This window comes from Flavobacterium sp. B183 (genome assembly GCF_023539155.1).
Classification (GTDB): Bacteria; Bacteroidota; Bacteroidia; order Flavobacteriales; family Flavobacteriaceae; genus Flavobacterium; species Flavobacterium tructae.
The window spans coordinates 5,162,236-5,189,230 of the sequence record NZ_CP097434.1 but is presented as its reverse complement, the minus strand read 5'-3'; the positions used below and the strand labels follow the sequence as shown (position 1 = coordinate 5,189,230).

Genomic DNA, 26,995 nt, shown 5'->3' with positions numbered 1-26,995 from the left:
AATCAGTGATGTGTAAGACCAGAAAATTACTTTTATTTCTTTTCGTATTGTTAGCTCCCGTCGTACTTCACTCGCAGACTACTAAGGACAGTCTGAGGGTTTTGAAAGAAGTACTGTTAAAAGCAAAACCTTATCAGGAAGTGATTCCCGTACAAAGCCTCTCAGGAGTACTGCTTGAAAACTTAGCCAGCCACAATGTTGCCGATGCACTTCGTTATTTTGCCGGAGTACAAATCAAGGATTACGGTGGTTTGGGCGGACTTAAAACGGTGGATGTACGCAACATGGGAACGCATCACGTGGGTGTTTTTTACGACGGAATTCAGTTAGGAAATGCACAGAACGGAGTTACAGATTTAGGAAAATACTCTCTCGATGATATGGAATCTCTCACCATGTATAATGGTCAGAAGAGTGAAATATTTCAGTCGGCTAAAGATTTTGCGGCAGCTTCTACTATCTATTTGCGCACCAAACGGCCTGTTTTTGAGAATAACAAAAAGACCAATTTCTTACTGCGTTATAAAACCATGTCCATCAATTACAATGACCTTTCTTTTAGATTGGAGCATAAATTAAGTGATAAAGTAAGTTGGAGCGCCAGTTCTGAATACATAAAATCTAATGGCGAATACAAATTCAGATACAAAAGAAACAATCTCGACGGTACTGTGGCTTATGATACCTCAGCCACGAGACACAATAGTGATATAGAAGCATTCCGTTTCGAGTCTGGTCTGTATGGGAAAATGAAGAACGGCACTTGGGATGCCAAAGTGTATTATTACGGTTCCGAAAGAGGAGCACCGGGAGCTATTGTAGAAAATAAGTTTTCGGATGGTTTTAGACAGTACGACAAGAATTTTTTTGCACAGGGTACTTTTATAAAAGATCTTAGCGAAAGATATAAATTTCAGGCTAAGGCAAAATATGCTTATGATTATACTCATTATGTAGCCAGAGACACCACCAGTGTACTGGGTGAAGTAGTTACCGAAGGTGCCCAATCTGACGATAGTTATTACCAACAGGAATATTATTTTTCAGCAGTCAATCTGTACAAGATTCTACCCACTTGGGACGTTTCGTTGTCAACTGATTTTCAGTACAACCGCCTTAATGCAACCAGAAAAGGGATAAAGACCCTGTTCTCTTATCCGGAGCGCTACACCGCTTTGTTTGCGCTGGCAAGTTCCTATAGACTGGATGGCTTTAAAGTTTTGGGCAGCGTTGTGGGAATGCACGTGCAGGAAGAAGTACGTTACAATGCCAAAGCTCCCGATAAAACAGAATTTACTCCTGCTATATTTTTGGGTTACACTCCTTTTAAAGCTTATGATTTTAATGTAAGAGCTTTTGCGAAACGTATGTTCCGAATGCCCACTTTTAATGATTTGTATTATACGATGGTCGGTTCCAGTACCTTAAGGCCCGAATACATGAATCAATATGACATTGGATTTACCTACAACATACCAGTAGAGAAAGGTTTCCTGGATCAGTTTTCTCTTCAGGTCGATGGATATTATACCAATACTAAAGATAAAATAATTGCTGCTCCAACCGGAAATTTATTCCGTTGGATGATGACTAATATCGGGCAGGTGAAAGGAAAGGGAATAGAGTCGGCTGTGGATATGAAAATGCATTTCGGCAAAGTAAATCTGACTACTCATTTAACCTATACGTATTCGGAGAGTCGAGATTACACCAAGTTTGCCGGTTTGGAATTATCCTCTTACGGAGATCAGATTCCTTACACACCCCGGCACAGCGGATCCGGAATATTAAATGCAGATTATAAGTCATGGAATTTTAACTACAGTTTTATATATGTAGGAAAACGCTACAACGGAAATGTAAACAATATCAAAATTAATGAAGTGCAGCCTTGGTACACCCATGATTTGGCGGTTCAGAAAATGTTCTCCTTTCATCAGTATAAAATAAAAGGAACGATCGAATTGAACAATGCCCTGAATCAGCAGTACGAAGTGATTTATAACTATCCGATGCCGGGCCGTACTTTAAAATTTATAATCAGTATTGCACTATGAAAAAGAGAAGTACCCAATTCCTGCTTAGTTTATTTGTTGCTCTTCTTTTGGTTTCCTGTAGAGAAGAAGAAACTATTTTTCCCTCTTCGGATAAAAGTGTAGCCGCACCCAGAAGCGATGGCAAAATAGAAGGATTTTATCTTTTAAACGAAGGTAATATGGGAATGAACCGTGCCAGTATTGACGTGTTCAATTACAGAACCGGGAATTATACCACCGATATTTACTCCGAACGCAATCCAACAGTAGTAAAAGAACTGGGGGATGTGGGTAATGATATAAAAATTTACGGGAATAAAGTGTATGCGGTGATCAACTGCTCCAATAAGGTTGAGGTAATCGACAAATGGTCCGCAAAACGAATCAAAAAAATAGACATTCCGAATTGCCGATATGTCACTTTCTACAAAAATAAAGCCTACGTAAGTTCGTATTCAGGCCCTGTTGCCATTGACCCAAATGCCGAAATTGGATTTGTAGCCGAAATAGATACCACATCCTTAGAAATAAAACGCAAAGTGACCGTTGGTTATCAGCCGGAACAAATGGTGGTACATAACGGAAAATTGTATGTAGCCAATTCAGGAGGTTACAAAGTACCTAATTATGACCGTACCGTATCTGTTATCGATCTTGAAACTTTTACCGAAATAAAAAAAATCGATGTGGGGATTAATCTTCATAGCATGCAGGTAGACAGCAGGGGGGATATTTATGTGAGTTCCAGAGGTGATTATTACAACACACCGTCTAATCTTTTTGTGATTGATACGAAGACGGATGAAAAGAAAATGCAGCTTGATATTCCCGTTTCAGCAACCTGTCTGGTCGATGATTTGCTCTATTATTACAGCGTTTCATGGAGCTATCTGACCAACAGTAATAAGGTTACGTACGGAATATTAGATACAAAGACCAAAAAAGTGATTAACGATAAAATCATTACAGACGGCACCGATAAGCATATCATGATTCCTTACGGTTTACAAGTAAATCCCGAAACGAAAGAAATATACATTACCGATGCCCAAAATTACGTAGTAACAGGTTACATCTACTGTTTTACTCCCGAAGGAAAATTAAAATGGAAAACTACGGCAGGTAATATTCCGGCACATATTGCTTTTATAACTAAAAAGTAAGTTGTGAAAAGTGAAAAGTGAAAAGTGAAGAATAAAGAATAAAGAGTAAAGAGTGAAGAATTAGATGTTACGCTCACTGGAAATTTATTTTGTTGTACCTCAGCAATTATCTGTCATTAAAGAATAAAAATAAAAAAATATGAAAAGAGTCCCTTTTGCACTTTTAAAGAGTACGCTAGTATTAACCCTCTTACTGGGATTTATTTCCTGTGGAACGGATCGGGAAGAAGAAGCGGAAAATGAAAATTTTGGAGAAATACTAAAAGAATCCTATACGATAGATCGTTTTAAAGTGCTCAATATTGATTTAAAATTAAATAGTAATTCAAAACTAACCTGGAGTATTAAAGATTCAGTGATCTCAGAAAGCCTTCAATTGGATTTTATCAGTCCGTATTTAAAGAGCTATCCCTTAACGTTAAAAGTGGAAACCAATGGTGTTGTAAAAACATTCCAATCGATTATCAATGTAACAAAAGAGACCGGAAATTATAGTAAGTACATCTCTAATGTACTGGAATTTCGTCCCGGAGTCGGTCAGTTTACCAATGAACTTCCCTTATACGCACCAGGAAATACCGAAAGTAATTTGATCAATGCCGCAAAAAAGTCACTCGTTGGTTCTAATGCCAGTATGATATCTCTAGGCGGATTTGGAGGCTATGTTGTATTTGGTTTTGATCATACGATTCCAAACATGAATGGCCGTGATTTTAAAGTTTTGGGAAATGCATTTTGGGCTAATGACACAAAGGAAACTCGTTCAGGTTCTTGTGAACCCGGAATTATTCTGGTGGCTTACGATAAAAATAAAAACGGGAAACCCGACGAGGACGAATGGTACGAAATAGCCGGAAGTGAATACTTTAAAAATACTACCGTGAAGAACTATAGTGTGACTTATTTCAAGCCGAATCCTGACAAACAGCCTGTTGCAGGTCAGGATTTTTGGCAGATCGATGTGCAGTACATTAAATGGGAAGACAATCAGGGGAATTCAGGATATAAAACCAAAAATGGATTTCATGAACAAAGCTATTATCCGCTATGGATTTCAGAGGCTTCTTATACTTTGAAAGGAACCAGAATTAAAGACAATTTTTATGATCAAAGTGGTACCGGAAACTATTGGGTAGGTACAGGATTTGACTTTGGTTATGCCGATAATGCACCTAATAGCGACGAAGGTTCTAATATTGATATTTCCTGGGCGGTAGACAAAAACGGAAAATACGTAAAACTTCCGGGAATAGATTTCGTCAAAATACATACCGCAATCAATCAGGAAGCAGGCTGGCTGGGAGAAGTTTCTACAGATGTTGCTGGAGCTTATGACCTGTATCTTAAATAATGAAAAATTAAAATTAAATTGAATATGAAGAAAAATTACTTGTTATTATTGATGTTCCTTTCTGTCGTTTTTATGCGTGGGCAGGTAGTATTGGAGGGCACAATTCTAAATAATAATAAACAATCAGCAGCGAAAAATAAAATTGCCAAAAACACGACTGCTGCGACAACCTTTGATGATATTAAGTATTGGATAGGCACCGGCTCTAATCGGGCAGCATTTGTGGTGCAGTGGAATGATGGTAAAAATACCGATGCTTTAGTCTGGGGATTCAGATGGGAGGGTACTGCCACAGGCCAAGACATGTTGAAGGCCATACTAAAAGCAGATCGTCGTTTTTTCGCTCTGTTGTATAAGGGAACACAAACGGGATCTTCGGTGGGAGGATTGGGTTTTGATCTGAATGGAATTAAAACGATCGGACTTTATAAAGGCACAGATTATACTTATCCTCTTTATCCAACAAATGGTTTTGTGAATACGACTGCTTATGACTTTGACAGCTACACAGCAATTGATACAAACGATCACTGGCAATCCGGATGGACAAATGGAGAATGGACGTATTGGGGGAAAAATTCTGCCGATGCTGATTTTACTGCTGTAAGTACAGGGGCATCTGGTCGTATTCTGCAAAATGATTCCTGGGATGTTTGGAATTATGCACCGTCTAAAAATGTGCTTCCTATTGCCGGAACTTTTACTCCGGTTGTACCTTATGCAGAAGCAACAGATTTTACGAATGGATTTTTTATGGTAAACGAAGACTGGTTCGGACATACCAATGGTTCTGTGAATTTTATTAATAAAGACGGAAGTACTAATTACCAAATTTATAGTATAGCGAACAACAATGAAACCTTTGGCGTGACCACTTGTTATGGAACAATTTACGGAGATAATTTTTATTTTATTTCCAAACAGGCAGCAAGTGGAGGAGATCAAAATTTTAGCCCAGGCGGAAGATTGGTTGTTGCCAATGCTAAAACCATGAAAAAAATTGCCGGATTTGCAAACATTGGAGCAGATGGACGTTCGTTTGTTGGAGTTAATGAAAATACAGGATATATCGGTACTTCAAAAGGTATTTATCTTTTTGATATTGCCAATTTGAAGGTAGGGAGTTTATTAGCAGGCACAGGTACTGCAGGACAGGTTGGCAATATGATTCGTACGTCTCAGTATGTATTTGCAGTAACACAAAATGGAGGAATGCTGATAATCGATCCTGCTACTAATACTTTGATTAAGACTATTACCGGTAAATTCCACTCTGTAGTTCAGGCCAAAGACGGAAGTGTATGGGGAATTCAGGATCAAAAGCTAATCAATATTAATGCTACAACTTTTACAGTAACCGAATATGCAATTCCAACAACTAAATACCCGGGTTCCTGGGGAGCCTGGAACGCGGGAAGTTTTACTTATAGCACGCAGGAGAATGCTTTGTTTTGGATAAACGCTATCAGTTCTTTTACTTCAGTAACAAAAATTGTAAAATTTGATATTACTTCAAAAACCTTTAATGAGAATTTTGCAACGATTCCGGGGCAGACAGATGCTTTTAAACAAATTCCTTATGGTGCCGCCCTGCGTATTGATCCGGTTTCAGATGAGCTGATTCTCAATACTACAGAAAACGGATTTGGAGCACATTTTCAGAAAAACTGGGTTCATACTTTTGATCGTACAGGAAATTTAATTCAGACAAGAGTTTTAGACGACTACTATTGGTTTCCCGGCACGACTGTTTTTCCGGATAATGCAGCACCAGTAGTGAGCAATACTCTGCCATCGGAAGTTTCGGTAAAAGAACCAACTGTAATCGATTTAAAAAACATTGTCTCGGATACTGATAATTTGTCGGCGGCGATTGTAAAATCTGTAAAGTCAGTTAGTGATACAGAGGTGGTTTCGGCCGTAATAAATGTGAATGACGAATTGGTTCTGACTCCAAAAACTCAGGGTACTGCAACAGTGGTGATTCGTTTTAATTCCAATGGTAAATGGGTTGAAAAATCAATTACAGTCAATACAACAAGCAATTTAGGAAAAGGCGAATTCACGAAATTAGTACTGGCAGTTTATCCAAACCCGGTTTCAGATGTATTGAATATTAGAACGGAAGACGAAGTGTTAAAAGTAACAGTCTATGATATTTCGGGTAAATCAATTAACACTCAATTCAATAACAATCAGATTAACGTTAGTGATTTTACCAATGGAATGTACATCATCAATATAGTGACTGATAAAGCAAACTATGTTCAGAAATTTATTAAGAAGTAAAATGTAAAATGTAAAAAGTGTTTCAAAAGCCCTCTTGCTGTTTTGTAAGAGGGCTATTTGTTTGAAGTTCAATATTTAACTAGTAGTAACTTCATTAATGATTTTATAAAAATATCTCTATGATTGTTTTCTTAATATCTGTTGGAGAGTATATTAGAATCAGAAATTAATTGTTGTAAGGTAAAAAGAGAGGTAACAATAATCCAGTAGAAAAACTTTCAGTGCTAAAAACAAAGATATAAATATTAATAATGTTACGATTTATTGTAAAATCGATATTATTAGTTCTTTGGCCGTCATAGACTCCATTCCAAAAACTTCATTATTAAAAAATGTTAGAATGCTCGGATCGGTTTCTGTTTCAAGTGCCAGAAGAAGATTTTCTTTAAAACCTGTTTGTAAATAAGTTTGATAGAGAAGGCCATATTTAGAATGTAATATGGTATGCAAATCTGGATTTTGTGAGTTTAGCCATTCATCCGCTGCATAACGTTCTTCTTTTAAAATTTTTCTTTGCTTTTGACTGGAAAAACCTTTAATTGTTTCTGTGCCATCACCTAAAAAAATAGGTTGTAGTGAAAAGTAGTATGGTTGTAGACACTTAGTGTACGCAATCTGTCCACACCAGTTAAAATAGCAAATTTCCTTACGTAATCCTTTGAAAATTTTCGAGTATGATATTCCTTCATAGATGAAATCTTCATATATTTTAGTATAATTAATACGAATAGCTTCGCGATTTGATTTGTCAAAGTATGATTTAGAGACTTTAACACCTTTCATATTGTAATGTGGTTCTTTTGCATACAAGAAAGGTAAACAATCAAAGTTAATATCTGTCAAAGTATTGGCTTGTGTTTTAAACTTGTTAAGATAATGTTCCAATATAATTTCAGCTTTGCTACCTTCAGGTACAGGAATGAATTCTATATCTATTAGTTCCATAATTTTTAATTTATGCTGTTTCGATGTATTTGATGTTTGATATGTCCATACTTGATAGGTCTAAACTAATTCTCATGTTTTCTGACATAGTTTCAAAGTCACTTACTATCAAAATCAGTTCGCCATTATCTTTATAAAGAGAAATTAAAGAACCTACTTTCCTTATTTCTATTGTTTTGTTTAGATCTATTGATCTAATTGCTCGCAATTCATTAGAATTACCAGTGTAAACGTATAAGTTGTTTATCATTCTTAGACTCAACAATGTATTTGTAGCGCTTTTTATCCTAAGATATGAATTACCTCCGGAAAAAGGGTCAAAAGAACTTTGTACATACTTAAAACTAATTCTCCAATTCTTAGTGTAATTAACTGGAGGTAGCCAATAAGCAAGAGCATTAATTTGCGGAGCTGTTACTTTTGGATAATCACCAACTGTTACATCTATATTTGATTTAGACTGCCAGTCAGATTCTACAGGTGTAAAAACGGTACCCAATACAATCAATAGCGCATCCGGGAAAGTTTGAGATATACCATTGTTTAGCGTAACATCAAAAATACCTTCTGTGTTACCAGTAGTTACATTCAAGTGATATTCGTTATCACTTATAAATGTTTTATAATTTACAGTTTGCCCCTCAAGAGAAATTGTCATATTTGGTGTAAAGAAAGAGCCTTTTAATATAATGTTTCCAGTAGTCGCTGGCAAATAACTATCCGGTATTAATTCTTCTAAATAAGGAGGAGGGGCAACTGGAATTGTAACTAATTTTAAGTATCCATTAGAATCTGTTGTCAAAACTTTATTTATTGAAATTTGACCATCGTTTCGGGTATTTGGATAACCTTCAAGTTTTAAATTTGATGCACTCAGATTTGGTATTGCATTAAATAAATCTTGTGCAGTTCCTTGGTAGCTTCCTTTATCCAATTTTGCAGCAAAACTTTTATTCATACCATTTATGTCGTAGTAATTCTCAAGCAAATTTTGCTCTACAGAATCAATATCATTTTTTAAATGTTGCGCTGTTCCGTTGTAATCGCCTTTGTCTAATTTTTTTTCAAAAGTAGTAGCATGAGCATTATCGTCTGTGATATGAGTATCAAACTGAGATTGATCCGTTTTTGCGTCTAAAGTTGTGGTCAAATTAGAAATAGAGGCCTGTGGAATCTGTTCATCTTTATGCCAAAAGCTTGACCAAGATGCCCAAAATTGTTCTTGTGTGGGCTTTGATCTGGTTTTGAACCAGCTCAGAATAGTATTTATATTTGTTGCCATTTTGTTTGTTTTAATTTTTTCTGTTTAAAAGTGTATTGGTTTATTCTTCAACATGGTATCTGGGGTCAATTGTAATCAAAATTCTCTTGAAAAGTTGTATCAAACGATTTCTGATCGACTTCAAAATCAAAGTCATGGCATCGAAATTCTCTACTTCTTTTTTTGTTTTTATCGCTATTATATTGCTGATTATTGAAATGCTATCGCTTACGATCAGTAAATCCATTACAATGGTGACAAACCATTTGAAGTTGTAATTGAGTCCTTTGCTCATTAACGCCAAAGCTGTTGGGATCAACAATACGGCCAGTTTGGATACAAATCCTAAGGCCAGTTTTTTAAAGCTAAAAGAATTATTCAATACAATGGTTTTGACAATGCCTAAAAAAGTATCCAATACCATTAAATAAAACAGCACTTTCACAATTTCTGCATCCATTTCCAGGTAAATAAAAATTCCATAAAGCAATAATTTTAATTCATTTGAATATTCTGTAATTCTATGCATCATCATAGGTTTAGGGTTGAATTAATCTTCTACTATAGACTTTTTGGCGTGATCAAAATCAATTACGCCAAGCAGGTTGGTAAATCTCTTTCCGAAAATGGATAAGGTATTGTCTCTTTCGTTTTCGCCTAAATTGTCGCTGATCGTTTCCTGAACAACGCCAAATTTATGGACGGAAGTGCTCGTAATAAAGTTGTCGTTCAATAAGGGCCCGGCGACCATATTTCCTGAGATATCAATACTTAAGCTGAGTTTTCTTAAATAATTTAGAAAGCCTTTCCATTTGATGGCGGCATAGATAAAAGAAATGGGGTAAACGCCAAAAGAGCAGATTAAGGCAAATGTAAAGAGGATCCATTCGGTGTAATGTTTTTTCGAAATAAAAAGGATTGGTAGTATAAGGATGGCTACTTGTGCCGTGATCAGGATGGTTATAAAAAGCCACAGCAATGCCAAAGCGGTAAAAATAAATTTTACAATTTTCATAGCGTTAGTTTAGGTTAGAAAAGGGAGATAAGGAATCTTTTGGGGGATTTCCCCCAAAAGATTATTTGTCAGAAATAGACCGTTTTACTGTCATGAGCAATAATCCCTGAAAGAATACAATTGTAAAGTGCTCTTAATTTTAAAAGGCGTGACATCTAAAGGTTTTTTGGAAAAGTAGACGCCTGAAGCTTGTTGTCAACTGTAATATTCTTCAAATTTTTGGATTGATCTAATGCCATTTTGGTCAATGATTTTACATCGAAACATTAATTCGGGTCAAAATCTGTAGCCATCTCGTATTCTTCGCTTAAGTCAGAGAAATTTCCTACTCCGTTTAGAGATTTTACTTTGTAAAAATATGTGGTACTATATTCGGTTTTAGCATCAGCATATCCGGGACTATAAGATGTTCCTATTTTTTCAAAAATTCTGTTGTGGCCACTTCTCCAGATCTCATAGCCAATAATATTTTCATTTGCTGGGGAGGAATTCCATTGAAGGAATATATCTTTTGAGGTTTCAAGCATAGCATGGGTTATTGCTGGCCTTGTCAATCTTGTAGTTTCTTCTACAAAATTACTGTTTGCCGAAGAGTTTCCCGCTTGATCATTTGCGACAACATGGAACTTATATTTTGTGCCTGGAAGTAATCCATTGACATCATAGTTTAGCACTTTGCCTGCGTGAAATGCAAAAACATTGTTTATAAATATTTGATAGTTAGTAACACCTACAATATCAGTTGACTCTCCCCAGCTTAAAGTTACACTTGTGCTACTAATGTTGGTTGCTTGTAGCGTCATAGGAGCTGTAGGAGGTGTTTGATCACTTGGCTCTCCAGTATATTTTATAAAATGTACTACTCGGTAAGGTTGCATGTTTTTATTTATTCCAGATTCACCAACCGTTGATATAGTTCCATTTAAGAGAGAACCACTACCACTATCCCATCTGGCTGTTTTATTAGTGATTTCACTACCGGGCTTTCCGTCGTTTATGTTTCCTGAACTTGTAATTGTGTGATTATGGGAAACAAGTACTGCATTTTTGCTACCTCCTTCATCTCCAATATTACTTAGAAGGGAATCTAACTTATCTAATCCAACCGGTACTCTTCCTCTTAACGGTACATACTCTTCCCAACCCTCCGGAAAAGGTGCTGGTTGGCCCCAGATGGCAATCATTCCTTTAGGTATTGCTGTCGCAGATTTGTTTTTTAAAGCTTCAATTTCGTTTAATATAGACTGGATTAAAGTATTGTTCTTAACAACCTGATTTGACCCGTTTAATAACAACAAAGCGCCACCATCTGTTAAGTCTACATTATTAAAATTTACTTTACCTTGTACAGTTAAATTTCCGGTCATAGCTTTTGAACCGTCAAGAGGAAGATAGTCTTTTTTTATTCCTGTAATTTCCCTAGCATTGTCACCAATTAATTTAGTATTATCATTTATTGACTTAGTATTATCACCAATTAATTTAGTATGATCGCCTATTGCCTTAGTATTTGCTGTAACGGTAGTATTTAATTCAGTCAAAATCTTTTCCAGGGCGGCATGATCCAAAATTTCCTTAAAACTTTCCAGAATATGATAATGGTCTGCAAGTGTTTTATCCGCTTGTGAAGCGCCAGCATTATATTCAGCTTGTTCTATATATACCGCTTCGTAATCAAAGTATGCGGTTTGAGATTTTCCGGTCCCGTAAATCAGGTTAGTGTCCTTTCGGATGGTTTTTAAGTATCCTGTTGGTTTCCCTTTTTGGATAGGATATAAAATTCCTTCCGGAGTTTCTTCATTATATCCCGGATCAGTAGATGCTTTTTTACCCGGATGGATAATCGCCCAGCCATTTTTTTTCTCTGTAGCGATGGCTATGATATAGTTTTCAGAGGTTTTGATGCTAAAATGCGCTTTTAAAGCACCGAATAGTTCCGACCTGTAGGCGGACTGAATTCTTTCTAAAGTTTCCTGTTCGAGAGGAAAACCTCCTTCATGACTAAAATTTATTTGTTTCATTTTTTTATTTGTTTTAATGTATGTTGTTTATTTGTTTTAATACCAATGATTTAGTTAATCGTCAATAGTTTTTTGGAGCGATTTTTTAGTCCATGCTTTCCTGCACATAACAATAGCTTTCGTAACTTTTTCCTGCCAGTTTATAGAAATTAAGAAGATTGTGATATTTTAAATCGGTCACGTCGATCGGCTCCGTTTTCTCTACAGTACTGTCCTGATTAGGTTGAACAGCTATGGTTTGATTCTTAATTAGATTTTCGGGTATAAACACTCTAAAATTGGCGTAGTTTACCTCTGTATAATCTTTGCGATGTGCGAGATAAACCGGTTTGTTGTCTCTGTTTTTAAGTTCATTATTAGTGAAAATGTTTAATTGCGGAATCATTAAAGCTCCTTTTTTTACCTTTTTGTCGGGCAAAATAATATCCGGTTCGAAGTATTCTTTGTGGAGATAGACATATTGAATAGCAGGTTTGATAGATTCGTCTATATAAATTAGCCCCTCTAATCGCTTTTGTTCCATACTTAGGTTGGGATCGTAATTTTTTGTGGGATTAAAAGCGTCGTTGAGTACTTTTTCCAGATAAATGACCTGCCCTGTATGCTGCATTTTGTATAATATGTCGTCATAAATCGTACGAAGAGGAGCCAGTAAAACATTGAGCCATTCAAGATGTGTTTTTTTTCTAACAACCGGTGGGAGGAGCCATAATAGTAGCTTTTCCCATTTTAAAACAGTGTATTTATTCATAGTATAGGTATTAGGCTATTGTTTGTCTCGGTAAAATGTAAAAGGAATATAATTTACCTGTACCTCTAAGGCATCCAGATCAAAATAGCCTGAGTTAGGGATGAAGTATTCCGTTTTAGTAACATTTTCTAAAGGAGGGCTTAGTTGGTCATTTGGATTTTTAGCCCAGCTGGTTTCGACTTTATTTACAACTGGGATTTTAATGCCCGGCGTATTCTGCAACGCATCGACAAAATAGGTTTTTACAAAGGCGCCATTAAACTCAATACTTTTTAAATGCTCTTTGACAGCATCTTGTACAGGAAATATCTTTTCGTTCAGAATCAATGAACCATTTTTTGGATTTGCCGGATTTGTTGGATCAATATAGATGTTCAAAGGATCAACATAAACGGTTAAGTTTAATTTTAAGATATCACCGTTATCAGAAGAGATATGAATATGGTTTCCTGCATCTTTAATTTTGGCCATATATTCTTTGAAGGCGTAGAGTTCATTAGGAACATCTATTCTCGAGATCTTATCTCCTTTTACCGTGGCTACTTTTAAAAATACTACCCCCACTTTGTTACGGAAGTAGTCCGAAAAAATAGCTTCCCGGTCTTTCTTTTGTGTAGGATCGAGTACTGTTTCCAGATCAATTTCGCTTACTGCGCAATGTTTGATTATTTTTAATTTTTCGATTTCTGTTTCGTCAAGACCTGTAGTGTCAAACTGATACGAACCATCTTTCCAGAGGAATGGAATTTTACTGTTGGAATCAGAGGTTGAAGTAAGGCCGTAATGAAAATTTAAGGCCTGGCTTCTGTACCAGTTTAAGGTATGCGGTCTTGAGATCAACGCATTTTTTTCTACTATTTTTTCATGAATCCAGATAGCGGTGGCGACTATGTTGATCCAAAGTTTCCAAATAGCAGTTTTTGAATCTGTTAAGTTGTTTAAGGAGGATTGCTTTCCTTTCTCAATCAGAATTTCGTTCTGTATTTCAGCAATTGTACGTGCCATATTTTAATTTTTTGAAATAGTTTAGCCTGTAAGACATGTGTAATATGCTTAGAGATAATTGTTTATGTTATTTGTAAATACTACAGAGAAGTAGTTTTCTTTTAGAGACTTCTAAAAGGAGAAATGAATAGGTTTTTTTGTTTGATAACCTGAATTTTTGGACTGTTGTTCAGATTGTTGCAGCCTACACAAATTGCTAATAAATGATGAAATCGTCTTCAATAATCATATAATCGATTCCGGAGAAATTATCCAGTAAATACTGCTCTTCTTCTGTAATAGCTGTGGCAGGCTTTAAGTTTCGGGTCTTGTAATATTCTACAATATCTTTTTTGAAAGCTTCGCGGCCTATTTTTAAATCTTCGTAAACAGAAAGGTCTTCTGTAAGGTTAAATCTGTCGTTGTCGTCTAAAAGGTCGAATACTTTTTCAATACTTCCGTATTCCTGTAAAGAGATATCAAAAATGTTTTGATTTTCTTGTGGTTTAATAGTTTCCATCGATTTTAATGTTTTGTAAATCGTTGACATCTAGTGTTTTTACGTGAAAGTTGTCATACGATAATTGTTTGTCTATTTCGTTTTCCAGTCTTAACCTGGAGGTTGCATCCGGGCTGTTGATGTATTTTTTTATTCCCACTCCCAGAATAGGAAACTCTTTATAACTTCCTTTTTGACTTAGCAATAGATGTTCTATGTTTTGCTGATCTGCATTTTTAATGTAGAAATCTCCATTGGTGATTAACAAGTCATCTTCTATGATAAAATCTCTCATATGTCGTTACTTTTTGTTTTTTTGTTAATGAATAGCTCCTTTGAATCTGCGCGCCATACTCAAAAAATGCCCTTTATTTGATACTGTAAAAATACGCCCGAATTTGTCTTTTACCAAGATTTTAAGGCTTACGAATCAGTAGTTTCAGTAAGTTGATTACTGGATTTAAGTTGTTGATTTTTAGTGTTTTGGTTTTTATTTTTTTGAAAAAACACAAAGATTTAACCCCGTGGGATAACCAGATCAAGAAGTACTTTAAAAATCATTTTTAGAATGTTATTTTTAATAGCATTCAGTTTTATTTTTGATATTCCGGTGGTTTGAAGCGTTTGAAATTCCATTAAATTGAATTGACTTTTTAACAGCCATTCTAAATCTTCTTCGGTTAAATTTCCGAAGGAGAAAAGAAAGAGCCAGCGTTCCAATTTCTCTCTGGAGATTTCTAAAAAAGTGTTCAGATCTTTCTCCAGTTCGAATTTGTTATCTTTATAACTTTCTGTTATAATAATTTTCAGTTTGCTTTTTAATTGGTCTAGTAATGTATCGTTATGCATTTTTTCAGGTATTACTGTTGATTAAATGTAAAAGAGCATCTTTTGACTCTCTATCTTTTTTGGCTTCGTATTGAATCAGTAAATCGAGAGCTTGCAAAACTTGTTTTTCGGATTCTTGTATAAAAGCAGGAGATAAAATTCCTTTCGTTTCCCATCGTTTGAAAAAACCGGCCAAAAGATTCTTTTCTTTATCGTTTAGGATTTTCCACATCGAAAAAGTGATTTCGTTATGAAGTTTGTTTTTTTCGTATTCAGTCAACTTTTCAATGTCAAGGAATAAAGCGTTTATTTCGACTTTATGAACCGCATATGGGGTAGTAGCTTTCTCCATTAGTTTAATAGTTTCGACTTTTACTGCGATTGTTTTTTGATAGGAATAAAGGTCGAATGGAGCTGTTTTTGTGGAAGTACAGGAGGTAAAGGAAAAAGCCAGAACAAGTAGGAGAGCTGTATGTTTTAATTTGAAAGGTTTCATCTGCGTTATTTGTATAAGATTACATAGTTTTTTCGGTCACGTTTTAATTTGCTAAGCACCTTCCAATCGCTGTACCCTTTTTTGTCAAAGTGTGGAAGATCTTTAAAAGTTTTCCAGTCTCCGCCCCAGTTCCAGTTGTGCTTTTTAAAAATTTCGACACATTCCTGCCAGTCCGAAATTTGGTCGTTGTCCCAGTCTTTTGCTGTATCCCAGGAAGCTGTTTTACCGTCGATAATTAAACAGATATCGACTGCAAAACCATAATTGTGAATCGATTGGCCTCCTTTGGCATTCGTGACTTTTTTACCGGGTTTTGTTCTTCCAAAAGCATAAAGATCCTCCTGCTCCTGAAAAGATCGTAGTCCTTGTGTTATTCTGACTTTTGCTCTTCCGTTCAGCACCAGATCGCATTCTTCGATAATTTTAGCAACCTCTTCCCGAACCGAAGGATGAAGTAAATCAATGTGTTTTTTTGTAGTTTGATCCATATTTATTGGTATTAATGATTTTAGGTTTTGAGCATAAAAATTCTGTCCCGACTGTTTCGAAAAACGGTCAGAGTATTTTTTATCGATAAAATGATACTGGTATTGAAACTTATTTACGATTAAAAACGGATCGTGGGATAAATTCTGAAGATGTATTTTTATGTTTTTTGAGAAAAGAATTTAATCTCAAGAGCACTGTGGAAATACTCTGAAACGGTGTGTTGTGGAAATATTATAACTTTGTTAATCAGTTATTTAAGTAGGGGTGGTTATGCGTTTTAGTACTTTATTTTGTAGACAAAAATGAAAATAAATGAAAAAAAACACCCTTTTTTTTAGTGTAGAAAACGGGTTCTTAATAGATTGAAAATTGAATTTTTAATGTATTAGTAGAATCGCCATCTCAATATGTTCAGCTAATTAAAGAAAGGCAAAAAGATTACTCTTGAGAGAATGGTAGGACTGAAACTGTTCTAAATTCAGGAAGCTTATGATGAGAAAGCAAATGGGACTGAATTTACAGTTCGATTCAACAATGCATAGGAAGACTTAATATTAAAAACTACTGTATAGTCCTGATCAGTCCATTCTTTTTTAAGCATTAGTATCATAATATCTACAATATGAATCATATCATCTGTATATATAGGACCTGTCCATTCTACTTCAGTTTGAGGCCAGTCTTTTATATCTTGCATTTTATTGAGCTTTTCAGGAAGTATTTTTTCTCCTTCATTTTGTATTAGTTTTTTTGCTAATTCAAAGACTTCAATGATTTTATTTTCTCTTTCGGGTAAGAATGCTAAATAATCTTCTAGTAAAAGAACCATTCTTCTTTGTAGATGTCCCTTTCTGATTTCGTCAAAGTCTTCAAAAATTTCTAAATACCAATCTGGTTTATCCTGTAGTGTAATTTGTTCAAATGCCGTTACAATAAAGGCACAAATAATTTCAAACGTAAATTCGCCAATCCAAAATCCTTTTTTTTCTTCGTAATTTATATATGTTGTGCTTGGCATACTGCGAGCTGTCATTGATTAAAAAATGATCTCAAATTGATGGCTAAAGATTTATATTTAGAATTTGAACCATAAAAAAAGCCAATATCTGCAATATTATAAATAGTACTCGTTTTTTTGACTTTGAAAAATGAGGATTAAGAGACTATTTCAAATCGTTTTACATTACTTTTTTTAAGTTTTTTAGGTCTTTATCGAGAATAAAAACACTCGACATTAGCGCATTAAAAGAGCTATTAGTAATTAAAACGTTTTTATTCTTTTTGTATACGGAACCACAAGAACTTTCACAATCTATACGGTATAGTTTACTGTCTTTTTTATCGAAAATCAAATAAGAACCGTAGACATTTGTGGTTACCAGATTCTTTTTTTCTTTGAGAATAAATGAGGGAATTTGAACATAAATGTTAAACTCACTGGACATACTTATTGGTATGATGCAATATTCTGCTTTTGTACTGGAATCTTTGTAGAGATCTAAAATTTTGTTTGATGTAAATTTATCAAATGAATCTTTTCCTAAATAAAATGAAGTTCTATTGGATTCCGAAATATTAGTTTCTGAAACTCCATTAAGAGATTTTAAGATACCGTGGAAGGAAGTTTGTGAATAGGAAGATAAAACAACGATGAAGTAAAAAAACAATAATTTCATACAATTAATTTTAAAATGAGACGATTCCGGATTTGTTAATTTTTATATTATTTAATAATATTGGAGATTCATCTTTACAATTAGCTTGATAAAGTTTACCTCCTCGTGTTGTAATAGTATTTCTATCGAAAAGATTCGTTGGGGTGTAATTTGCTACACCTCTTTTATTTACATCTATTACAAATCTTGTTGAAGTAAATTCATTACTGCCATACAAATTTACAGTGTTTCCAGTTAATGTACGCAGATTGTTAAAAAAAATATCGCTATCAGCAGTATTGCAACTTTGCAAATAGAAATTACCTTGTGGTTTAATTTGTTTTATCATACTTACAAGCGCGTTGACATCGTCTTGATTTTTAGTATTAGTTCCGGCAATACTTTTAGATAAATCTTTTTCTCCAATATGACTATGATTGTTGTTATCCGCAGACATATAAGTTCCTACCGAAAGTACTTCTCCATTTTTGTTCAAATAACGTTCTGGGCCACCGTGAGTTTCTAAAAGGATATTATCTGCTATTACTCCATTCAAATAGGTAGTTAATTGTGTATTTGCTTCCTGAATATTAGAAGCATAAATTCCTTTCCATCCGGATTTTTCCATAGATGTGAATTCCACGACTTCTCGGTTTTGATCGCCTACTTGAGTTCCGTCATAGTCCAAAGCTATGTAAATGTTCTTATGGATAGGGATGGCTTTTTTAGTTTTCTTCTTTTTCTTTTTCTTTTTGGACCACTCTTCAATAAACATATTCATTTTAGAAGTATTTTTATCATCCTCAATCTGCTGACTCCAAATGCCAAGCATAATTTGCCTAAAACGTGCCATTTCTGAAGCACTGGTATCTTTTAGTTCTATGGTATGGTTTTTAACGATCATTTTTTAGTATTTTATGGTATGGCAAATGAGCAGATGTTACAAAATTTCGACTTTAACAGGTTTAGGCTGGATATGATCTGAAAATGCGGTAGTGATGTTAAGACGCAAATCGTCTTCTTGTTCGATTTTGGCGTCACCGCCCAGATAACAGTTTTTAAAAAGGACTTCGAGGGCTTTAAACTCATCCATTTTGGATGCTTGTAAAACCGCAGCGCGAATACTCATATCGGGTTTTTTGAAATACGCAAATAAGGTGGTTCCGTCATCGTCGGCAATGGTGAGTTTAACTACTTTTTTATGTTTGTACTTCCATTGGTTGAGCTGCGCCTGGGTAATATTTCCGTTCAGGACATCGATATTTTTTGTAGTGGTTGTTTCCATTTTGAGAATTTATTTTGGATTGAAAAATAGGCTGCCTGAGCTGTATTTCAGGATGAAAATGCTCAGGCAGCCTGTGAAGTAGATAATTACCTGTCCGAAAACGGACTCGCTAAGAGCTGTAGGAATAATTTGCGGACAGAAATCATGTTGCTTTTGAGCTTCTTTTCTGCATAACGCTATAAGATTGGGTTTCTCTTTCGAGTCGGTTTTTTAGACAGGAATTATTAAGGTTAAGGAGTATTGCTAATGGTTAGTTCCATTCGATATGAGAGCAGATTAAGTCAAAAGAAACCGCAATTTTAGTATCTCCCTGACTAATTCCTCTGCTGTTGGAGTTGAATTCACAGTTTCTTACCGTGTGAGTAATTACTTCGTTGCTGTCATCCAAATAACTTACGATGATGCTAAACGGATTAATATCCTGTAATCTTTGCCCTTTTGGTAAAGCGGCCAGAATAGCTTCTACCTCATAATTGTATAAGGTGATAGAGGCTTTTGCTTCGTACTTTCCTCTACCTCTGTGCACAGGCATATCGCCGGCTCCGTAGTGGTTTTCTTTTGATACTGAGTCACTATAGTTGACAGCGGTAATACCGGTAACAATGTTACCTGCGATACTTACTTCAATTGATGACCAGCTGTGTTGTTGTCCGTTAATTAAGGGTAACTTATTCATATGTTTCTTGATTTTTTATTTTATAATTCTGATAACGCTCCAAGCCTATCATCGGATTCAATCACTGTTTGAGACGATTGAAAGACGGCAATATCCTGAGGAGATTTTATTGTTTTTGAGAGATAAGAAAAGCTTAAATTATGCTTTATCGATTCCGAAAGGATTTTTGAATCCTAAATCAACTTTAATTTTACGGGCAGTTCCAATTGGAGTAATTTCGGCTTTCACTTTTAATTCTGAAGTCGCCAAAATGTTTTGTTTTGGATCTACATACACATCAAAGGCAGATACTTCCTGATTGGCTACCATTCCCTCTAAGGCACTTCTGCATAATCCTTCGAAACTTTTTGAAACCGATTGCGGTAATTTACCATCGATATCCACTAAAACCGGTGAAGCTAATTTTGGGAGTAAAGCTGAACGTAACAAACGGGTTGCTTTATTGATTGTACGGTTGTTTTCGATATAAGCGAAGTCAGCTGTACCTGTTGTACAAGTGTGACTGTCGTTGAAATAGATTCCGGCTAAACCTGTGTGTGTTCGAGTGAAGATGTATCTTTTTTCGTTAAAAGCTCTCAATTCTGCAAGTGATTTGATTTCTTTTCCGCCTACGAAACCTGCTTTTGCAAAACCTTCACCGGTAAGATTGAATTTTTCGATCCAGGCGATGTTTTCTGATACTTTGGCTTTCGAAATGGCGCCTAACGCTAATCCAACCGCTGCGGTATTTTTGTATGAATCTTTGAAGACGACTTCAAGGAGTACTTCATTTTCTTTTTTCAAACCATCCGGAGTCTTCACGTTATAAATATCAGGGAATGTTTGTGTAGGAACTAATACCTCGTCAGGAGCTAAAGAATAAAGTGTTAAAGTTCCTTTTTTTAATAACTTTTGTTCAAAAGCTTTTTCAACATCCATGGCGATTACAACGGATACGTTTTCTGCGTTTAATCCAGTTAAAAAGAAATCAGCATCAGCTGTCACATCGACACCTTTTCCTTCCAATATAGTTTCAAATGGCATGTAGTTTTCGTAGGCTAGACTTGCCGCATTTTGTGCTGCTCTAACTGCCTTTTCCGTTTCTAAGAATCCTGTTTGTGCTCCGGAAAAGATAATGGCCATTTGGCGAATGTTTCCGTTTGCTTTTTCCTGCATTTGTAAGGCTCTTTGTGCGACTTCCTCATAAGAAAGAGCTTTCACTTTCATTATATATAGGTCGCCAGACGGATTCATTCTGAAAAACTGCTGAATCTGGTAGTATGCTGATTGTCCGTTTACATCATAATCAGCTGTAATTCCTAATGTTTCTGCATCTTCTAAGGAGGCCAGACGTTTTACTTGATCTAATGGCAGTTTTTCAGTAGCGACTCCGTCAAAAAGTAATCCTGAAACCATGTCCTGTTCCGGAGTTCTTCTTCCTAATCCGCCTGATAATTTGGTAATTACTACATCGTTTAATGTACTCATAATATAAAATGTTTAAATGTTTAAAATTTGTTTATTGCTTAAAAAAGGGCAAAAAGAAGCCTGTGACAAGTTGTTAAACTTCTCTTTTTTAGTTAATTGTTGTTTTTAAAATAGTATTCGTAATCTAAGACTCAAAAAGTAGCAAAGATGCTTTTTGGAAGTCAATACAAGTAGGTTTGTTATCTTAGATTAGGAGTGAATTTGTGGTCTGCCGGCGAGTACAAATTTAAGGCTCAAAGAGTGTTTTTCCAATTTTTTGAATGGTCAAAGCCAGTAGTTTCAGTCTATTAAGCGCTGGCTTCCAAAGACAGTCCTTCATTGATAATCGTATAGATAGTACGCTCTGTTAAGAACAAAGTATCCGAAAGTTCCGAAACCACAACTTTCATTTGTTTAGCCTGATTTCTATTTAGATAATTAATAACATATTCTCTTCTTTTGTCTAATAGTGTTCTGCTTCTTTTCATTTGTGGAGTTTTAATGGTAAGGATTAGTTTTGTTTTTGGTAAGGTGCTGCTTAATGATCTGATTGGGATTAACTTTCTTAAATTGCCGACTAGATTTTAGGGAGTGGTATCTAAATCTATAGCGCCTTTAACTTGGTTTGGATTTATGGAGATGATATCAGAGGTTAAATTGTATCCTAAGTCTTCCAGAGCTTCGTTGCTCAATCCGTTATTAAAGAGGATGTATTTCTTTTTTAAAGTATTTTCGATCAATGTGGTTTTGTAAGTGATCTCCCAAATAAAATAATCATTTTTATTCCAATAGGTATGTTCGTTTGTACACTGTTTTTCCCTTATTTTGAATGTTGAATTGGTATCAATATGCGTATTACTGTTGTTTTTAGATAATACCGCTTTGTCTATACGCTGCGCAAGATTAAATGCATTTGCGTAACTTGTTGATGAAATAGTGTCTACCGGTAATACAATATACAGGCAAAAAGATACATCGGCTTTATAGTTTTTTTCAGAGGATGTTTCCCAGTTGATGTTGTCGTATTTAAACATTACGATCGGTGTTTCGATTGATGTTTTAAAAATAGCATCACTATAAAGTTGTACTGTTGGCGCATCAGAAGTAAACTCTGATTGAATTGCGTTTTTTTTCTCGTTATAAAAATCTTTTAAAATCATATGATGGATTATTTTTTGACAAATATACAACATATGTTTTAATAAATACAACATATTACAGTTTAAAATGCAATAGTTTCAGTAATATGATTTGTGTTTTTTTACTTTATATTCGAGCAATACGATAGGAAACAACTCTCAAATGTCTTTATATTCGGTAGTTATATGAAAAAAAGTTTAAAAAATGCGATTATTCATTTTATATTATTTAGTTTTGCAACATATAGTGGAATGTGTATGGGTGTTAAAACATATTACATATAATGAGTAAATAAGAAGTACAACATGGAAATACATGCTAAAATAAAACGTATTATAGACGAATTGAAGTTAAACAATAACTCATTCGCAAAGTTAATAGGAGTAACCAGTACTACAATAGATAGTATCACGATTGGAAGATTGCAATCTGATGGAGAAAGAAAAAGAACAAAACCTGGTTTTGATTTACTCCAAAGTATTATCACCCATTGCAATGTAAATCCGGAGTATTTTTTTGGAGCAAGCGATGAAATTTTTGTTCAGAAAACCAAGGATGCGATTGGCTTAAATTTGCCGAAAATTATAACGGTAAATGAAGACGGAGAGGAAAACATCAATTTTGTTGGCGTTAAAGCACGTGCGGGTTACCTGGACGGTTATTCAGATCCGGAGTATATGGAAACCCTGCCTTCGTTTAGTATGCCAATGTTAAAAAACGGAACCTACAGATGTTTTGAAATTAAAGGAAATTCGATGTCGACAACCATACACGATGGGGATTATCTTTTTGGGAAATATGTCGATAATTTTGATGACATCTTAGACGGAAGAATTTATGTCATCATCAGTAAGAATGACGGGGTAGTGGTAAAAAGGGTTTTAAACCGAATTAGGGAAAGTGGAAAATTAATCCTTAAATCGGATAACAGAGACGGAAATTACCCGATGTATTCTATTTATGCCGAAGACATTTTGGAGGTTTGGTACGCCAGTATGTATGCGTCTAAACAAATGCCGGATCCTGTTAATATCTATGAAAAAATTCATGATCTCGAAAGCAAATTCTACGAAATGGAAGAGACCTTAAGAAAAAAGCTGAATTAAGATCCTTTGAGAGGGAATTTTATCTTTTTTGCTCATAATCTTGAAATAGAAAAATGCCTCTTACTATAGTTTATGGTAAGAGGCATTTTTCTATTAGTTCGGAACGATTTATATAATGTATCCAGTTCCGGTTCCGGTTTGTGATAATGCAGAACCAGTTGTTGTTACTGTAGTGGTTACAGTTCCTGATTTTACGAATGTGTCAATTGCGACTGCTAATCGATTGGCAATGTTGTCAATAGAAGTAGAGCTGTTGTCTGTTTTTTTATTCTCTTCAATTAAAAGAGATTTTATTGTTTGTTCTAATTGTGATTTATTTAAGGCCATAATTTTATTATTCTAGAAGTTCTGCAAGGTTATTTTTCATTGTGATAAATTTATTTAGATTGATTGGTGGTCCAGATGGACCTACTGGTGTAGTAACCGTAATTTTGCCAATTTCGTCGATTAGTTCCTCAAGCTTAGACTTTAAACTTTTTTCATTTACAGCAATTTTAAATTTTTTATCCATTTCAAAAGCTAAACTTCCTTTTTTAAATGAAGTTTTGGCATCAGAAATTATAGCTTCAAAACCATCTTTAATGATGACTTTAACTTCCTTATCTTTTATATTAAAAAGCGTACTTCCTTCATTAATGCTGATCTTTTGCTCGTTTATATTAAAACTGTTTTTAGAAATTTCTATGCCTTCTGCATTGTAAAAAGAGGTGTTGATGTTTGGCCCCTCAGTTCCACCCGTAAATTTGATTTGGGCCATATTTTTGTATTGAGGCGCCGAAGTTGATGCAGGATCATTTTCTTTTTTTTCTTTGAATAATACTTGAAACTTATCTGCATTACTCTCTATTTCCAGGTATTGGTTTTGTTCATTTTTGAAGCGTATTAAGGTGCGCTCAATTTCTGAATATTGCGAAATAAATGCTCTGGTTTCAACTCCATCAATAATGGTCGCCAAAATCCAGCTGTCCTTTTTAGGAATGACTATAATTCCCTGTTCTAAATCCTGAATGGAAGCTTTCAATCGTACGTTTTTAAGAATGGCGCCATCGGCACGCATAATGTTTACCGTATAAGCGTCTTCAGGATTGTGAAATGATTCTATCTCATTATTTATTTCGATCACTTTTGCCGCAAAAGTTTCAATGATCTGATTTTTACTGGCAACATCTTTTATTAAATCGGTTATATTTCCCATGATATATTTTTATTAAACTTCTACTCTTCGACCTATGTAAATCCTTTGTCGGTAACCATTTTCACCATAGCTTCGTACGACTTTTTCGACCTGAAAGGTTCCGTTTTTTTCTTTGTCTTTAGCATTTTCAAGAATTACTTTATCTGTTGGTCGAACAAACGGCTCTCCAAAAGTGAGGAAGGAACCTTCAAATCCACTGGGCTTAGATTCCATTGCTCGTAATGCGGCATATTGATACAATTCTGAAGTTACTTTTGTTGCTGTATTTTTGAAAGTGGCAGTATCTTTAGGTAAATCCTCACTATCACTGTGCAATACGTGGGTTTTTACTAATTGTCCGTTAGGATCACCTAATTCAATGTAAATTGGAGTGTTCGAATTTTTGAAGTACTTTTCTACTCGTGTGCGGGTATTTTTTGTCGATTCATTAACTACAACTAACTTATCTTCAATAATGTTATAGCGAAATCTGAAACGTGCTTTCCCTAAAAAGTTCCCGGAAGCGGCTTGAATTGTTTTATTTAGTTGTGCACTCAAAAGCTGAAGTCCCTGATTGATTAGTTTTTTTACAACTGCCCCAGCTAAAGGACTTTGGATAAAATTGCGATCGATAAAACTGCTTAATTCTCCGGTTGTATGTTTTTGCGGGTTATTGGTAATTGTAAGTACAGGTCGGGCTTCTTCCATTTTAAAGTAGGTGTAGATTCCTTTATCCTTCAGCATTTCGAAAACTTGAGCCAATGTTTGCCCTCTGTTAATCATGAGATTTCCTAAATTTTCGTCAAGAGCATCTATCTTTAATGGAAGATTTAGCGGTTTGATTCTTTTTTCAAGAAACGTTTTTGGATTAAAGTTTTCGACATTGGTGGTTGGATTAGTGGCTACAACATTCAAAGTGTCATTTTTGTCCTGAGCATCGCTATTATCTACTGCTTTTATTTTTTTGAAAGCATACATTAAGTCTTCGCAGGTTATAGTAGCATTGGTATCGGATTGTACGCCTGTAATATAACCCCTAAAAGCCGGTTTGTAATCTCCGTCGTATCCTAAAAATATTTCTATGAAATTTTCAACTTTAAAAAAATCATGAATTGTTTTTTGTTCACCGCTTGCATTTGCAAATAAGTTCTGATCAAAGCCTTTGGTATCGGTATATACTTTTTGAGGCATAACAATCGTGGCGGTGTCGGTTAACGATTTGTAAGAGCTATTGATTTCTACGTTTTTGAGATAGGTAAATTCATAAAATTTCGGACTGGGGATAAGCCTCACCGTTTCATAAACTTTAATTTTGGCATTTAGTTTAAGCATTGTCTCTGATTATTAGTTCTACAGTTTCGTCTGATGTGGCGCTGGCCGTGAATTTTTGAATGTTTTTTGTTCCGGAAATAGAAGGGATAGAGTAGGAGTCTATGACCAGTTCGTAAATACCAAATCGGTTCAGAATGGCATGAGTTACTCTCAGAGCATAGGGAGCATTTAGAAATTGTTTCAACAAGAAAAGCTTCTCTTTTGGATATTCATCTCCGCTTTCGTTGGCAATTAGTCCTTCAATCGAAATACTAAAATCACCATTTGTAATATGTTCTTTAATGGTTGAATCTCTGCCTTCTATTCCTTCTTTTCTAATAACTTTTGAGCGATTTAAATTAACTGTTACCGCATCTATACGTAAACCAGGCAGATTGAGATCTTTCTTTACCAGAGGTTCAAAAATTAGGGGAGCAAAGACTCTTAGGTTAAATTCGCCTCCGGTTTTATCGATAATAAAATCTTTCGATTCCGATTCGTTATAGTTAATACCCGTATATTCAGTGTCTTTTGAGTCTAAAATTTCGTTTACATTAAAATTGAATTTCATTATTTTTTTAGTTTTTAGTTAGAGAATGTTTTAGCGAAAGCCGTAATAAAGGTGTTTTCGAGTCTTGTTTCGTTGTGTTTCTGCAACCAGAGCGCTTCTTCGATTAGTTTATAAAATTCATCCATCGGTAATTGATAAGGATCTACCTGAAAAGCTTGGCGAATAAGTGCTGCCGATTTCTTGAACTCATCTTTTTGAGGTGTCGCATTGATGGTAAATTCACTGTCTGATCGAATCATTGAGATGATTGAATTTCCAGCAGAAAGCATGAATTCATCCTCATAATTTTCTTTTTCAAGTACACATTCTTTGAACAGAAACAAAATTGCATCATGCGGATCATCATTGTAGCGTTTTTGATAAGTAAGAAATGTGGTGAGAGACGGTTTCTTACAATATGCTGTTATAGATTGATCATCAGAGGTAAGTTTTAATACATTACCATATTTTTCTTTTAGTTTTTTGATTGCTGTTTCGTCTAACATTTTTTTGATTTTAAGAAT

The 26,995-nt window shown here is 35.0% G+C and carries 30 protein-coding genes; 5 read left to right on the top strand and 25 right to left on the bottom strand.

What is annotated here, in order from left to right; genetic code table 11:
- Positions 1-8 precede the first annotated feature (8 nt).
- The 4 genes from M4I44_RS21215 to M4I44_RS21200 all read left to right on the top strand — a co-directional run bounded on the left by M4I44_RS21215 (position 9) and on the right by M4I44_RS21200 (position 6,839).
- Positions 9-2,057 carry a TonB-dependent receptor gene (locus M4I44_RS21215; RefSeq protein ID WP_249966029.1) on the top strand — a complete coding sequence of 683 codons (2,049 nt, stop codon included), beginning with the start codon at positions 9-11 and terminating at the stop codon, positions 2,055-2,057.
- The gene (locus tag M4I44_RS21210) at positions 2,054-3,199 is read left to right on the top strand and encodes a YncE family protein (RefSeq protein ID WP_249966028.1); all 1,146 of its coding nucleotides are present in this window, start codon (positions 2,054-2,056) and stop codon (positions 3,197-3,199) included. Before M4I44_RS21215 ends, M4I44_RS21210 begins: the two co-directional genes overlap by 4 nt.
- Before the next feature lie 139 nt (positions 3,200-3,338).
- Complete coding sequence (locus M4I44_RS21205; protein ID WP_249966027.1) at positions 3,339-4,550, top strand: cell surface protein; 1,212 nt, start codon at positions 3,339-3,341, stop codon at positions 4,548-4,550.
- A 24-nt stretch (positions 4,551-4,574) separates the two neighbouring features.
- The gene (locus tag M4I44_RS21200; protein WP_249966026.1) at positions 4,575-6,839 is read left to right on the top strand and encodes a DUF5074 domain-containing protein; all 2,265 of its coding nucleotides are present in this window, start codon (positions 4,575-4,577) and stop codon (positions 6,837-6,839) included.
- A gap of 261 nt (positions 6,840-7,100) precedes the next feature.
- Here the strand turns inward: M4I44_RS21200 and M4I44_RS21195 are convergent, their stop codons facing one another.
- From M4I44_RS21195 to M4I44_RS21100, 20 genes are all read right to left on the bottom strand, one after another.
- Complete coding sequence (locus M4I44_RS21195) at positions 7,101-7,784, bottom strand: hypothetical protein (protein WP_249966025.1); 684 nt, start codon at positions 7,782-7,784, stop codon at positions 7,101-7,103.
- Positions 7,785-7,794: 10 nt separating this feature from the next.
- The gene (locus tag M4I44_RS21190; protein WP_249966024.1) at positions 7,795-9,066 is read right to left on the bottom strand and encodes a hypothetical protein; all 1,272 of its coding nucleotides are present in this window, start codon (positions 9,064-9,066) and stop codon (positions 7,795-7,797) included.
- 40 nt (positions 9,067-9,106) lie between these two features.
- Complete coding sequence (locus M4I44_RS21185) at positions 9,107-9,580, bottom strand: phage holin family protein (protein WP_249966023.1); 474 nt, start codon at positions 9,578-9,580, stop codon at positions 9,107-9,109.
- Positions 9,581-9,595: 15 nt separating this feature from the next.
- Positions 9,596-10,060 (bottom strand): hypothetical protein, encoded by a 465-nt coding sequence (locus tag M4I44_RS21180; RefSeq protein WP_249966022.1) that lies wholly within the window; start codon positions 10,058-10,060, stop codon positions 9,596-9,598.
- Between the two features lie 266 nt (positions 10,061-10,326).
- Entirely contained in the window at positions 10,327-12,081 is a 1,755-nt protein-coding gene (locus M4I44_RS21175) for a fibronectin type III domain-containing protein (protein ID WP_249966021.1), read from the bottom strand.
- Between the two features lie 85 nt (positions 12,082-12,166).
- Positions 12,167-12,832 (bottom strand): hypothetical protein, encoded by a 666-nt coding sequence (locus M4I44_RS21170; RefSeq protein WP_249966020.1) that lies wholly within the window; start codon positions 12,830-12,832, stop codon positions 12,167-12,169.
- 15 nt (positions 12,833-12,847) lie between these two features.
- Entirely contained in the window at positions 12,848-13,837 is a 990-nt protein-coding gene (locus tag M4I44_RS21165) for a hypothetical protein (protein ID WP_249966019.1), read from the bottom strand.
- Between the two features lie 196 nt (positions 13,838-14,033).
- Positions 14,034-14,336 carry a hypothetical protein gene (locus M4I44_RS21160; RefSeq protein WP_249966018.1) on the bottom strand — a complete coding sequence of 101 codons (303 nt, stop codon included), beginning with the start codon at positions 14,334-14,336 and terminating at the stop codon, positions 14,034-14,036.
- A complete protein-coding gene (locus M4I44_RS21155) occupies positions 14,323-14,610 on the bottom strand; it encodes a hypothetical protein (protein WP_249966017.1) in 288 nt (95 codons plus the stop codon). Before M4I44_RS21155 ends, M4I44_RS21160 begins: the two co-directional genes overlap by 14 nt.
- A gap of 221 nt (positions 14,611-14,831) precedes the next feature.
- Positions 14,832-15,164 carry a hypothetical protein gene (locus M4I44_RS21150; protein WP_249966016.1) on the bottom strand — a complete coding sequence of 111 codons (333 nt, stop codon included), beginning with the start codon at positions 15,162-15,164 and terminating at the stop codon, positions 14,832-14,834.
- A 4-nt stretch (positions 15,165-15,168) separates the two neighbouring features.
- Entirely contained in the window at positions 15,169-15,639 is a 471-nt protein-coding gene (locus M4I44_RS21145; protein WP_249966015.1) for a hypothetical protein, read from the bottom strand.
- A 5-nt stretch (positions 15,640-15,644) separates the two neighbouring features.
- Positions 15,645-16,127, bottom strand: a complete 483-nt coding sequence (locus M4I44_RS21140; RefSeq protein WP_249966014.1) for a M15 family metallopeptidase — start codon at positions 16,125-16,127, stop codon at positions 15,645-15,647.
- Between the two features lie 488 nt (positions 16,128-16,615).
- Positions 16,616-17,146, bottom strand: coding sequence for a hypothetical protein (locus M4I44_RS21135; protein ID WP_249966013.1), 531 nt, complete (start codon positions 17,144-17,146; stop codon positions 16,616-16,618).
- A gap of 160 nt (positions 17,147-17,306) precedes the next feature.
- Positions 17,307-17,804 (bottom strand): hypothetical protein, encoded by a 498-nt coding sequence (locus M4I44_RS21130; RefSeq protein WP_249966012.1) that lies wholly within the window; start codon positions 17,802-17,804, stop codon positions 17,307-17,309.
- Between the two features lie 10 nt (positions 17,805-17,814).
- On the bottom strand, positions 17,815-18,687 hold the full coding sequence (locus M4I44_RS21125) for a hypothetical protein (RefSeq protein WP_249966011.1): 873 nt from the start codon (positions 18,685-18,687) through the stop codon (positions 17,815-17,817).
- A gap of 36 nt (positions 18,688-18,723) precedes the next feature.
- Positions 18,724-19,068: a hypothetical protein gene (locus M4I44_RS21120; RefSeq protein WP_249966010.1), complete on the bottom strand. Its 345-nt coding sequence runs from the start codon at positions 19,066-19,068 to the stop codon at positions 18,724-18,726.
- Between the two features lie 250 nt (positions 19,069-19,318).
- Positions 19,319-19,744: a hypothetical protein gene (locus tag M4I44_RS21115; protein WP_008461938.1), complete on the bottom strand. Its 426-nt coding sequence runs from the start codon at positions 19,742-19,744 to the stop codon at positions 19,319-19,321.
- Between the two features lie 138 nt (positions 19,745-19,882).
- Entirely contained in the window at positions 19,883-21,211 is a 1,329-nt protein-coding gene (locus M4I44_RS21110) for a DUF2586 domain-containing protein (RefSeq protein WP_249966009.1), read from the bottom strand.
- A gap of 287 nt (positions 21,212-21,498) precedes the next feature.
- Positions 21,499-21,678 (bottom strand): hypothetical protein, encoded by a 180-nt coding sequence (locus M4I44_RS21105; protein WP_017498028.1) that lies wholly within the window; start codon positions 21,676-21,678, stop codon positions 21,499-21,501.
- A gap of 96 nt (positions 21,679-21,774) precedes the next feature.
- On the bottom strand, positions 21,775-22,350 hold the full coding sequence (locus M4I44_RS21100) for a hypothetical protein (RefSeq protein ID WP_017498029.1): 576 nt from the start codon (positions 22,348-22,350) through the stop codon (positions 21,775-21,777).
- Between the two features lie 285 nt (positions 22,351-22,635).
- On the opposite strand from M4I44_RS21100, the gene M4I44_RS21095 reads away from it, so the two are divergent.
- The gene (locus M4I44_RS21095) at positions 22,636-23,436 is read left to right on the top strand and encodes a S24 family peptidase (protein ID WP_249966008.1); all 801 of its coding nucleotides are present in this window, start codon (positions 22,636-22,638) and stop codon (positions 23,434-23,436) included.
- Between the two features lie 108 nt (positions 23,437-23,544).
- On the opposite strand, the gene M4I44_RS21090 is transcribed toward M4I44_RS21095, so the two are convergent.
- Genes M4I44_RS21090 through M4I44_RS21070 form a run of 5 tightly spaced genes read right to left on the bottom strand, consistent with a single transcriptional unit; the run spans position 23,545 to position 26,977 of the window.
- Positions 23,545-23,763, bottom strand: coding sequence for a hypothetical protein (locus M4I44_RS21090; protein ID WP_249966007.1), 219 nt, complete (start codon positions 23,761-23,763; stop codon positions 23,545-23,547).
- Positions 23,764-23,770: 7 nt separating this feature from the next.
- The gene (locus tag M4I44_RS21085; RefSeq protein ID WP_249966006.1) at positions 23,771-24,631 is read right to left on the bottom strand and encodes a hypothetical protein; all 861 of its coding nucleotides are present in this window, start codon (positions 24,629-24,631) and stop codon (positions 23,771-23,773) included.
- A gap of 12 nt (positions 24,632-24,643) precedes the next feature.
- On the bottom strand, positions 24,644-25,942 hold the full coding sequence (locus M4I44_RS21080; protein ID WP_249966005.1) for a hypothetical protein: 1,299 nt from the start codon (positions 25,940-25,942) through the stop codon (positions 24,644-24,646).
- On the bottom strand, positions 25,935-26,492 hold the full coding sequence (locus M4I44_RS21075) for a DUF6046 domain-containing protein (protein ID WP_017498034.1): 558 nt from the start codon (positions 26,490-26,492) through the stop codon (positions 25,935-25,937). The genes M4I44_RS21080 and M4I44_RS21075 overlap by 8 nt, the downstream gene beginning before the upstream one ends.
- Positions 26,493-26,506: 14 nt before the next feature.
- The gene (locus tag M4I44_RS21070; protein WP_017498035.1) at positions 26,507-26,977 is read right to left on the bottom strand and encodes a hypothetical protein; all 471 of its coding nucleotides are present in this window, start codon (positions 26,975-26,977) and stop codon (positions 26,507-26,509) included.
- Positions 26,978-26,995 lie beyond the last annotated feature (18 nt).

Bases quoted from the DNA above. Each gene is read 5' to 3' on its own strand.
- M4I44_RS21075 (WP_017498034.1), bottom strand. From the start codon at position 26,492: ATGAAATTCAATTTTAATGTAAACGAAATTTTAGACTCAAAAGACACT.
- M4I44_RS21210 (WP_249966028.1), top strand. From the start codon at position 2,054: ATGAAAAAGAGAAGTACCCAATTCCTGCTTAGTTTATTTGTTGCTCTT.
- M4I44_RS21120 (WP_249966010.1), bottom strand. From the start codon at position 19,068: ATGGAAACAACCACTACAAAAAATATCGATGTCCTGAACGGAAATATT.
- M4I44_RS21155 (WP_249966017.1), bottom strand. From the start codon at position 14,610: ATGAGAGATTTTATCATAGAAGATGACTTGTTAATCACCAATGGAGAT.
- M4I44_RS21115 (WP_008461938.1), bottom strand. From the start codon at position 19,744: ATGAATAAGTTACCCTTAATTAACGGACAACAACACAGCTGGTCATCA.
- M4I44_RS21090 (WP_249966007.1), bottom strand. From the start codon at position 23,763: ATGGCCTTAAATAAATCACAATTAGAACAAACAATAAAATCTCTTTTA.
- M4I44_RS21170 (WP_249966020.1), bottom strand. From the start codon at position 12,832: ATGAATAAATACACTGTTTTAAAATGGGAAAAGCTACTATTATGGCTC.
- M4I44_RS21200 (WP_249966026.1), top strand. From the start codon at position 4,575: ATGAAGAAAAATTACTTGTTATTATTGATGTTCCTTTCTGTCGTTTTT.
- M4I44_RS21105 (WP_017498028.1), bottom strand. From the start codon at position 21,678: ATGAAAAGAAGCAGAACACTATTAGACAAAAGAAGAGAATATGTTATT.
- M4I44_RS21130 (WP_249966012.1), bottom strand. From the start codon at position 17,804: ATGAAATTATTGTTTTTTTACTTCATCGTTGTTTTATCTTCCTATTCA.
- M4I44_RS21095 (WP_249966008.1), top strand. From the start codon at position 22,636: ATGGAAATACATGCTAAAATAAAACGTATTATAGACGAATTGAAGTTA.
- M4I44_RS21110 (WP_249966009.1), bottom strand. From the start codon at position 21,211: ATGAGTACATTAAACGATGTAGTAATTACCAAATTATCAGGCGGATTA.
- M4I44_RS21070 (WP_017498035.1), bottom strand. From the start codon at position 26,977: ATGTTAGACGAAACAGCAATCAAAAAACTAAAAGAAAAATATGGTAAT.
- M4I44_RS21190 (WP_249966024.1), bottom strand. From the start codon at position 9,066: ATGGCAACAAATATAAATACTATTCTGAGCTGGTTCAAAACCAGATCA.
- M4I44_RS21165 (WP_249966019.1), bottom strand. From the start codon at position 13,837: ATGGCACGTACAATTGCTGAAATACAGAACGAAATTCTGATTGAGAAA.
- M4I44_RS21085 (WP_249966006.1), bottom strand. From the start codon at position 24,631: ATGGGAAATATAACCGATTTAATAAAAGATGTTGCCAGTAAAAATCAG.
- M4I44_RS21080 (WP_249966005.1), bottom strand. From the start codon at position 25,942: ATGCTTAAACTAAATGCCAAAATTAAAGTTTATGAAACGGTGAGGCTT.
- M4I44_RS21140 (WP_249966014.1), bottom strand. From the start codon at position 16,127: ATGGATCAAACTACAAAAAAACACATTGATTTACTTCATCCTTCGGTT.
- M4I44_RS21145 (WP_249966015.1), bottom strand. From the start codon at position 15,639: ATGAAACCTTTCAAATTAAAACATACAGCTCTCCTACTTGTTCTGGCT.
- M4I44_RS21180 (WP_249966022.1), bottom strand. From the start codon at position 10,060: ATGAAAATTGTAAAATTTATTTTTACCGCTTTGGCATTGCTGTGGCTT.
- M4I44_RS21150 (WP_249966016.1), bottom strand. From the start codon at position 15,164: ATGCATAACGATACATTACTAGACCAATTAAAAAGCAAACTGAAAATT.
- M4I44_RS21125 (WP_249966011.1), bottom strand. From the start codon at position 18,687: ATGATCGTTAAAAACCATACCATAGAACTAAAAGATACCAGTGCTTCA.
- M4I44_RS21205 (WP_249966027.1), top strand. From the start codon at position 3,339: ATGAAAAGAGTCCCTTTTGCACTTTTAAAGAGTACGCTAGTATTAACC.
- M4I44_RS21175 (WP_249966021.1), bottom strand. From the start codon at position 12,081: ATGAAACAAATAAATTTTAGTCATGAAGGAGGTTTTCCTCTCGAACAG.
- M4I44_RS21135 (WP_249966013.1), bottom strand. From the start codon at position 17,146: ATGCCAAGCACAACATATATAAATTACGAAGAAAAAAAAGGATTTTGG.
- M4I44_RS21100 (WP_017498029.1), bottom strand. From the start codon at position 22,350: ATGATTTTAAAAGATTTTTATAACGAGAAAAAAAACGCAATTCAATCA.
- M4I44_RS21195 (WP_249966025.1), bottom strand. From the start codon at position 7,784: ATGGAACTAATAGATATAGAATTCATTCCTGTACCTGAAGGTAGCAAA.
- M4I44_RS21185 (WP_249966023.1), bottom strand. From the start codon at position 9,580: ATGATGATGCATAGAATTACAGAATATTCAAATGAATTAAAATTATTG.
- M4I44_RS21215 (WP_249966029.1), top strand. From the start codon at position 9: ATGTGTAAGACCAGAAAATTACTTTTATTTCTTTTCGTATTGTTAGCT.
- M4I44_RS21160 (WP_249966018.1), bottom strand. From the start codon at position 14,336: ATGGAAACTATTAAACCACAAGAAAATCAAAACATTTTTGATATCTCT.